The sequence below is a fragment of the Shewanella sp. SG44-6 genome (assembly GCF_014164185.1).
Taxonomy (GTDB): domain Bacteria; phylum Pseudomonadota; class Gammaproteobacteria; order Enterobacterales; family Shewanellaceae; genus Shewanella; species Shewanella vesiculosa.
In genome coordinates this window covers 1-9382 of sequence record NZ_JACJER010000154.1, presented here as the reverse complement: position 1 = coordinate 9382, position 9382 = coordinate 1, and the positions used below count along the sequence as shown (strand labels likewise).

The following is a 9382-nucleotide window of genomic DNA, read 5'->3' as shown; positions in this document are numbered from 1 at the left end:
CCAATGATGAACATCCACTTTAAACTCATTCGGCACCACTTTAAGCATATTCAGTTCAACTTGATCGACATTTTTGCCTGGGGCAAATTTAGTCCGGTTTGCTAACCTAAAAATATGCGTGTCAACGGCAATGGTTGGCCAACCAAAAGCGGTATTGAGTACTACATTGGCCGTTTTTCGTCCCACTCCAGGTAAAGCTTCTAATGCTTCTCGATTTTCGGGTACTTCACCAGCATGTAAATCAATCAGCATTTTACAGGCGTTAATCACATTAATGGCTTTGTTATTGTATAAGCCAATGGTTTTAATATATTGCTTGAGCCCGTCAACGCCTAAGTCGTAGATTGCTTGAGGCGTATTGGCAATTGGAAACAATTTATCAGTGGCTTTATTGACACTGACGTCAGTTGCTTGTGCTGATAATGTGACCGCAACTAAGAGCTCAAATGGACTGGAAAAATTAAGTTCGGTCTCAGGTTTAGGGTTATTGTCCCTTAATCGGCAGAGAATTTGATGGCGTTTATCTTTATTCATAATAATCGGTCAATTTATCGTTAAGTTAACGGCCGCTGTCGGTTAACAGCGGTTGAGTATTAGTTGACTTTAGTGATCCGAGCCCGCGTAACACCAACTACTTCAGCTTTAGGTTGCATGGCTTTTACTCGGCTGTCGATGACATTTTTAAGGGCGATTAGTAATCCCATGCCAATGAATGCTCCTGGCGGTAACATGGCCAATAAAAATGGCGTGTCTACCTGCCATACATGAATGGTCAAGACACTGGCCCAATCACCTAATAATAGATCTGCACCGTCAAAAAGAGTCCCTTGACCAATGAGTTCACGGCTTGCACCTAACACTACCAATACTGCGGTAAATCCCAAGCCCATCATCAATCCATCGAACGTCGAGTGGGCTAATGAATTACGCGATGCAAATGCTTCAGCGCGACCTATGATGACGCAGTTAGTGACGATCAAGGGTAAGAAAATACCTAATGATAAATATAAATTATAGGCATAAGCGTTAATCAGTAATTGCACACAAGTCACCAGTGCAGCAATGATCATCACAAATACCGGGATTCGAATTTCTTTAGGAACAAAATCGCGCACTAAAGAGACTAAAATATTTGATCCAACTAATACCAACAAAGTGGCCACACCTAAACCTAACGCGTTAGTAATGGTGGCAGTAACGGCAAGTAGTGGACATAGGCCTAAGAGTTGCACTAACCCTGGATTGTTTTTCCATAGCCCTTGAGCGGCTATTTCACGATAATTACTCATGGCTGGCCTCACAGGCATAATGACTTTGGTACAGTGTTTGACGATGTTGTTCAATAAACGTCATCGCTTTAGTAATGGCTTTAACATAAGCGCGCGGAGTAATGGTTGCACCGGTAAATTGATCAAACTGGCCACCGTCTTTTTTTACTTTCCACATGCTGGTGTTGTCTTTAAATAATTTGCCACTGAAATGGGTCACCCAATCAGATTTACGAAGATCGATTTTATCACCTAACCCAGGAGTCTCTTGATGGGAAAGGGTTCGCACACCTAATATTTCCCCTTGGTTATCAACGCCGATAATCAGTTTTATCTCGCCATTATAGCCATCTGGTGCAATTGCTTCTATTGCGATAGCGACAGGTTGATCACCCTGATAAGCAAGATATGCCGGTAAATCGGCTTCTGTGCCTAATAGTTCTGGCGAGTTAACCAAAATACATTGCTCACTGAGTACATTATCGTGTAACTGGGGCGGAATTATTTGGTTGAGAATCAAGGTTAATTGTTTTTGCTGTTGCAATGAAATCGTGTCGCTGGTTAACGCATGCACTAAGGCTACAAGACCTGTGCAACACAAGGCAAATAGGCCCAGTAAAAGACCATTTTTAATCATCGGGTTAGTGGTTAAAATAGACATAATTAATTTCCTGCTCGATGACCATAACTGCGAGGGCGAACATAATAATCGATAAATGGTGCGCACATATTCGCTAGTAACACTGCAAATGCGACAGCATCAGGATAGCCGCCAAATGTTCTTATTAAGTAAATAAGTAAGCCTATCATGGCGCCAAATATTAGACGACCACGAGTACTCGTTGCCGCAGTCACAGGGTCCGTGGCAATAAAAAATGCCGCCAGCATGGTTCCCCCAGAAAATAAATGCATCGTAGGGCTCACGAAGGTATCAGGGCTGATTAAAAAGCCAATACTGGCACAAACAAATAAGCTCAAAAGAATTGATCCGCTTATGTGCCAGCGGATCACCTTGAGCTTCAGCATGACTATGCCGCCAATGAGATAGGCGAGATTGACCCAAAACCAACCTTCGCCAACAGTGCCAGAAAAGATAGTCTTAGTCATACTTTCTGTTGTAGTCAGGCCCATCGACAGGTCGGTTTTTAGGGTATCTAGTGGCGTGGCCATCGTTGTGCCATCAATCGCAAGATGGAAATAGTCTGCAGCGTAGCCAGTGTTTAATTGAAAGATACTGTTGAACGTATGCAACATATCGGCGCTGTTGAGGGCTAATGTTTGCGGGGCAACCCATGATGTCATTTGCACTGGAAATGAGATCAACAGCAGTACGTATGCAGCCATAGCAGGGTTAAAGACATTATTGCCCAATCCACCATAGAGCTGCTTGACAATCACAATCGCAAATAATGTCCCGATAACGATCATCCACCAGGGTGCTAAAGGCGGAATTGCAACCGCCAGTAAGCTTGCCGTCACCAATGCGCTATTATCCGCTAAGATTGCCGTTATATTTTTGTGACGTAACTTTATTACTGCAGCTTCAGCGAGATAAGCTACTGTGATGGCGAGTAATAATTGAACTAAGGTACCATAGCCAAAATAATAGCTTTGTACAGCAATCCCGGGGATCAAGCATAGCGCAACGCGCTTCATCACTGTATTGGTTTGCGATGTTGAACTGACATGTGGTGATGAGGCAATTTTAAATGCCATAGTGGTTATTCCTCTTGCTTAGCACTGTTAGCGAGTTTCTTGGCTTTCGCTTTGGCGACAGCGGCGGCAATTTTGGCTTTTTTGTCATCAATAGGAGCTTCGCTATTGGTCATATCAACATCACTAGCGGTCTTAATCGCCTGATTGACGACGGTAGATGATACGGCTGACTCATCTGTTTGCGTCAACTCATTAGCTAATGCTGCTTTTTTAGCTTTTGCTTTAGCCACTGCGGCAGCGATTTTAGCTTTTTTGTCATCGACAGGAGCGGCATTAATACTGCTATCTGTTGCACTGGGGCTATTTATCGCTTCAGCCGCAACAGCACTACCAGGCTCAGCTGGGTTATCGGTTGCAGCCGATTCATTAGCTAACGCGGCTTTTTTGGCTTTTGCTTTAGCCACCGCAGCAGCGATTTTAGCTTTTTTGTCATCAACAGGAGCGACGTTAATACTGCTATCTGTTGCACTCGGGCTATTTATCGCCTCAGCCGTAACAGCACTATCAGACTCAGCAGGGTTATCGGTTGCAGCCGATTCATTAGCTAACGCGGCTTTTTTGGCTTTTGCTTTAGCCACCGCAGCAGCGATTTTAGCTTTTTTGTCATCGATAGGAGCGGCATTAATACTGCTATTTGTTGCACTCGGGTTATTTATCGCCTCAGCCGCAACAGCACTATCAGGCTCAGCTGGGTTATCGGTTGCAGCCGATTCATTAGCTAACGCGGCTTTTTTGGCTTTTGCTCGAGCTACCGCAGCGGCAATTTTTGCTTTCTTGTCGTCGATATTATCAGCGGAATGATCAGCAGTTGCCTCTGTGACATCAGCTTGCTTATCAGCTAAAGACTGAGCTGCAATAGCGGCTTTTTTAGCTTTAGCCCGCTCAATTGCTGCACTAACCGCGGTTTTCTTCGCGTCCGGACTGTCCACAGCTACACTTGGTGCATCGGTAATGTTTGTGTGTGTTGTGACTGAGTCCTTTGTCGCATCTGCTGTTTGAGCCTTTTTAGCAGCAATACGTGCCATTGCAGCGGCAACGGCATCTTTGTCGCTCGATTTCATATTCGCTTGGCGTTTAGCCGCCGCTTGCTTAGATTTTTCTTCTCGAGCCGTTTTTTCATCTTCAAGTCGTTGCAGGCGCACTTCAAAACGTTGTTTTGCTCTTTCAGCTTGTAGTTTTTCTTCTGCAGTATTTTTCAGCGCAGATTTAGCCACGCGATAGTATTCTACTAATGGAATATCACTTGGGCATACGTAACTGCAACAACCACATTCTATGCAGTCTTTTAAGTTAAAGCTGGCAGCCTTATCGTATTCTTCGGCCTTTGCATGCCAAAATAATTGCTGAGGTAGCAATAATGCCGGGCAGGCAACTGCACACTCACCACATCGAATACAGGCTTTCTCATCGGCGTCTGGGGCGATTTCAGCTTGGCTGGGGGTCAGTAAGCAGTTAGTACCTTTTAATATTGGCACATCGAGATCTGCTAGTGCGTATCCCATCATTGGGCCACCCACAATGACTTTTTGGCCATTATCTGGGGCAAAGTTGACTTGATTTAGAGCATCGGCCACCGTTGTTCCTATGCGAAGCCAATAGTTTCCTGGTTTTCCGACGCGTTCCCCAGTGAAAGTGACAACGCGTTCAATAAGTGGCTTACCTTGTAAAACGGCTTCTTGAATCGCATAGGCGGTACCGACGTTATGCATCACAATACCAAGTTGGGCTGGAATGGCTCCACTGGGTACTTCTTTACCGGTAATAATTTGAATCAGTTGTTTTTCACCGCCAGAAGGATACTTGGTCGGAATAACCGTGACGCGAATAATATCATTAGGCAATGTACTGCGAGTAATTGCCGCTTGCATCGCTTTTGCTGCTTCAGGTTTATTATCTTCAATAGCGATAACAATGCGCTGAGGATTGAGTAAGTGATGAATAATGCTGATCCCAGTTAAGATCTCATCACTGTAATCACGCATTAATCTGTCATCGGCGCTGATGTAGGGTTCACACTCGACACCATTAATGATCACTAAATCTATTTCACTGGCAGGGTTAAGTTTTACGTGGCTGGGAAACGCTGCGCCGCCCATACCCGCAATACCCGCTTGTTTAATTTTGTCTAAAATAGCCGACTTTGACAGTTGTTCAAGCTGGTTTGGTATTAATTCACACCAAGTATCTTGACCATCAGCTTCGATGATGCAGCTTAATACTGGCAATGTAGAAGCATGGTTACTGTTATGTTGCTCTATGGCGACAACCACACCAGAGGTAGGCGCGTGAACGGGTAAATAAGTAAAGCCAGCTCCTTCAGTGAGAGCTTGTCCTTTGAGTACGTGGTCACCCACCTTGACACTCATGGTCGCAAGTTGGCCGACAAGGGGAACCGGTACGACAAATCGCGATGGCAAGGGTAACGATGATATTACGCTTTGATTGGATAATGTTTTCAGTTCAGGTGGATGGATCCCGCCAGGAGAGCGCCACAAATGACCTTTATCTAATTGCTCTAATAACGTTAACACCGTTTATCCTCTTGCTGTTGATCGATTACGCTTATTGGAATTGCGCGTAATTTCCAATCCCAATTTTGTATAGTGGTTTCAACGGGGATCATGTCAATACAATCGACGGGACAAGGTTCAACGCATAAATCGCAGCCAGTACAATCTTTGGCAATCACGGTATGCATTAATTTTCCAGCCCCTAAAATAGCGTCGACTGGGCATGCTTGAATACATTTAGTACAGCCAATACATTCATCTTCGCGGATAAAAGCCACTTTTTTCACATTGGCTTGGGCTGCTTCCCCTAATGGTTCCGGTTCTACGCCCATGAGTTCGGCAATCTTTTCCATGGTAGCAGTACCACCAGGAGGGCATTTATTGATTTTATCACCATTGGCAATGGCTTCGGCGTAGGGCCGGCAACCCGGATAACCACATTGTCCACACTGAGTCTGTGGCAGCAGGGTGTCAACTTGATCAACAATAGGATTGCCTTCGACTTTAAATTTTTTCGATGCAAAGCCTAAAATGACTCCAAATGCTAACGCTAAAACGGTCAATATCGCTACAGCAATGAATATACTCGACAACATTAGTTAACCAGCCCCGCAAACCCCATAAAGGCTAATGACATTAAACCTGCAGTGATCATCGCAATCGCACCACCTTGAAAAGGTAAGGGCACGTCTGCTGCAGCCAAGCGCTCACGCATGGCTGAAAATAAAATTAACACTAGAGAAAAACCAACAGCAGCACCAAAACCATAAATAGCCGATTCAATAAAGTTATGGTCTTCATTAACGTTAAGCAATGCCACGCCTAATACCGCGCAATTGGTGGTAATAAGCGGTAGATAAATTCCCAAAGCACGATGTAGAGACGCGCTGGTTTTTTGCACCACCATTTCAGTGAACTGTACGACAACAGCAATCACTAAAATAAAGCTCATGGTGCGTAAATAGCTTAAGTCAAAAGGTTGCAGTAAAAATTCGTTGGTTAAATAACTCAGAATAGAAGCGAGGGTCAACACAAACGTGGTGGCCATTGACATGCCGACCGCCGACGCTAATTTGCTCGACACCCCCATAAAAGGGCATAGACCTAAGAATTTTACCAGAACGAAGTTATTTACCAGCACTGTGCCGATCAACAGGAGAAGATACTCTGTCATTGCTACAATTTTTTTGACCAATAGATACGAGTATTATCTTAGGTTTGGCGCCGATAAACAACGGATAAAAAATAAGGTTAAACATAAAATGTTTAACCTTAGAATAAAAGCGATATATTTACCGTATATTAACGTTGTTTTTACTGTTTATTTAACAATAACTCAGGTTTAGCAATATAATAACCTTGCATACCATCTACTAACAGTTTTTCTAACGTCAGCTTTTCGTCTTGTTTTTCAACCCCAGTAGCGATAACGCGGATACTGATGCGTTTAGCGATATCGACAATCATCCGGACAAAGAACTTATTATTATTGTCCTGTTCGATATTGTCACTGTAACTACTGTCTAACTTGATAAAATCAGGACGAACCTCTCGGAAAAATTTAAATGATGTAAAGCCTAAACCAAAGCGCTCGATAGCCACTTTTGCTCCAGCTTTGTGTATCTCGTTTACAAAATTATGGCTAGATTCTAAATTGGTTTGCATGCCTGATTCATTCAGTTCAAACACCAATCGAGCCGCTGTGCCTCGATTTTTAGTTAATATGTCTTTAAGCCACATGGTAAAACCGTCTTGATGTGCTGAAGAAGCACTGATATTAACTCCCATGTGGCCTGAAATGCTTGGGTTCTCACTCAACACCTTAATGGTTTGTGTCACGATCATTTTATCTAATTCAACACTCATCCCATATCGTTCAGCCATTGCAATAACAGTGGTCGTGGGTAAATGTTTACCTTCGACATTATAAAAGCGTGCTAATAATTCACGGTAAACTTCAGTCGCATTATTACAAGGTTGGATAGGTTGTTGATAAAACTTAATACTTCTTCGATTAATTAAGTCATCTATAGTGATTTTCCAATGTTCCGTGCTTATTTGCTCACTACCCGATAGTTTCTCTAATTGATAGTAACGATTTGGTCCCATTGTTTGCGCCACGCTGACGGCCGTATCGGCTAATGCCATCAATGCCAATGGCTCGTTACCTTGCTGATAGGGCACCATACCAGCATGTGCAATGGAATCACTTTTAGTTGTTTGAGCATATTCATCTAAGTGGCGTTTAAGGTGTTCTAAAAATCGTTCGCCTTCTTTAAGTGAAATGCTGTCAATAAAAATAGCAAAATCACCACTTGAGATTCTAAAGCACTCACTCATTCCAAGATTAGCTAGCGATTTTCGAATACAGGTTGCCAATTTTGCTAAATAATCATCTCCAGCCGCACGTCCATGCAACTGATTGATGCTTGCCAGTTCAGCAGCCTTAACGACTATGAGTACACCATACTGTTGCTTATCCGTTTTATTAATTGCTTCAATATGTTGTGTAAAACGTTGTCGAGTTGAAAATCCACTGACGGGATCTTGATATGCGGCTTTAGTTAACTGTTCATTCTCTTTTCTGACACGATCTAAGTTGAGCTTTAATTGGCTGCGACAAATTTCCAGTGTATTACCCAGAGGTCTTAAAACACCTGGAAAGCGCGATTTCTCAATGGCGAGGAAGGATAAATCAGGAATATGAGAGATGTATTCGGCAGCATAGTTGATTCTTCGGCGGTGTAGTTGCATCAGCAATGCAAATAACAACATCAATGACACATAAGCGATAATCAATAAGGTTGCTGTCTGTTGTAAATCATCAAAACTGGCTGATAATACGCTCGCGGTATCTAATCTAACTTGTAAGCGACCGTCAGGAAAATTTTGTACATGACCTAATTCAATATTGAAGATTTCACTGGCGAAATCTCCCGCTGGGCGAAGTAAGCTGCCATGAGTAAAATTGTTATTATTATCAGTTTTATCAATATACTGAAAAAACTGAAACGAAAATTTTTCAGACATAAGCTGGTATAGTGCTTCGCCACTCCCTTGCCACTGATCAATAGTTTGCACGTATTGCTGATAATTAACCCGTGCAATTTCACCTTGTTGTTGAACTTCATTATTTTCCACCGTAAAAATTCGGAAAATTAATAAACCGAAAACGATAAAAAGAACAAGCTGAAAGGATTTCGATAAGCCCATAAAACATCTATTCCTTGAGTATGTTTGGTTAAACTTGCTCGTTCTGGCACAAACCTTGTGCTGCAGTGGTTCGAATGTCGTTTTTTAACCAAAAGTAAAATGCGCTATATAGTTTGTATAATAACCAATAATATCATAGCAGAAATGAGATTAAATAATGATTAATCTAAGGTTATATTTCCGATAGAAAATTTAACGATTTTAATCACAAAAATTTTAACATAAATGACCAATGATAAAGGATCATCAATGACTAATAAGATATTGAATTACATGGGAGGTTCGTAGGAGGGGAGTTTTAGCTGTGCGATGAAGTTAATAATAATGGCTCCCCAGACTGGACTCGAACCAGTGACATACGGATTAACAGTCCGCCGTTCTACCAACTGAACTACTGGGGAATTATTATTACTTATTTTAGACTTTGAAATGGCTCCCCAAACTGGACTTGAACCAGTGACATACGGATTAACAGTCCGCCGTTCTACCAACTGAACTATTGGGGAAGCGTATTATTTCAAATATGTTATCTCGATGGCTCCCCAAACTGGACTTGAACCAGTGACATACGGATTAACAGTCCGCCGTGCTACCAACTGAACTATTGGGGAATCGTTTCGATAACAGTAAATATTGGCTCTCCAAACTGGACTCGAACCAGTGACATACGGATTA

General features: G+C 42.6%; 8 protein-coding genes and 3 tRNA genes. All 11 read right to left on the bottom strand.

Annotation, left to right across the window (positions count from 1 at the left end):
- The coding region (gene nth, locus H5185_RS19300; RefSeq protein WP_182722837.1) for an endonuclease III at window positions 1–534 on the bottom strand (534 nt) is incomplete at its 3' end.
- 59 nt (window positions 535–593) lie between these two features.
- Window positions 594–1289, bottom strand: coding sequence for an electron transport complex subunit E (locus H5185_RS19295; protein WP_124014717.1), 696 nt, complete (start codon window positions 1287–1289; stop codon window positions 594–596).
- On the bottom strand, window positions 1282–1905 hold the full coding sequence (gene rsxG / locus H5185_RS19290) for an electron transport complex subunit RsxG (RefSeq protein ID WP_182697431.1): 624 nt from the start codon (window positions 1903–1905) through the stop codon (window positions 1282–1284). The genes H5185_RS19295 and rsxG overlap by 8 nt, the downstream gene beginning before the upstream one ends.
- A 26-nt stretch (window positions 1906–1931) precedes the next feature.
- On the bottom strand, window positions 1932–2984 hold the full coding sequence (gene rsxD, locus H5185_RS19285; RefSeq protein WP_182697259.1) for an electron transport complex subunit RsxD: 1053 nt from the start codon (window positions 2982–2984) through the stop codon (window positions 1932–1934).
- A 5-nt stretch (window positions 2985–2989) separates the two neighbouring features.
- A complete protein-coding gene (rsxC, locus tag H5185_RS19280) occupies window positions 2990–5515 on the bottom strand; it encodes an electron transport complex subunit RsxC (protein WP_182722838.1) in 2526 nt (841 codons plus the stop codon).
- The gene (rsxB, locus tag H5185_RS19275; protein ID WP_182722973.1) at window positions 5509–6087 is read right to left on the bottom strand and encodes an electron transport complex subunit RsxB; all 579 of its coding nucleotides are present in this window, start codon (window positions 6085–6087) and stop codon (window positions 5509–5511) included. The genes rsxC and rsxB overlap by 7 nt, the downstream gene beginning before the upstream one ends.
- Before the next feature lie 2 nt (window positions 6088–6089).
- Entirely contained in the window at window positions 6090–6668 is a 579-nt protein-coding gene (gene rsxA, locus H5185_RS19270; RefSeq protein WP_182722839.1) for an electron transport complex subunit RsxA, read from the bottom strand.
- 140 nt (window positions 6669–6808) lie between these two features.
- Window positions 6809–8707, bottom strand: coding sequence for an EAL domain-containing protein (locus H5185_RS19265; protein WP_182722840.1), 1899 nt, complete (start codon window positions 8705–8707; stop codon window positions 6809–6811).
- Between the two features lie 325 nt (window positions 8708–9032).
- A tRNA-Asn gene (locus H5185_RS19260) sits at window positions 9033–9108 on the bottom strand.
- A 29-nt stretch (window positions 9109–9137) separates the two neighbouring features.
- Window positions 9138–9213: transfer RNA gene (locus H5185_RS19255), tRNA-Asn, on the bottom strand.
- A gap of 29 nt (window positions 9214–9242) precedes the next feature.
- Window positions 9243–9318 (bottom strand) — tRNA-Asn (locus H5185_RS19250).
- Between the last annotated feature and the right edge of the window lie 64 nt (window positions 9319–9382).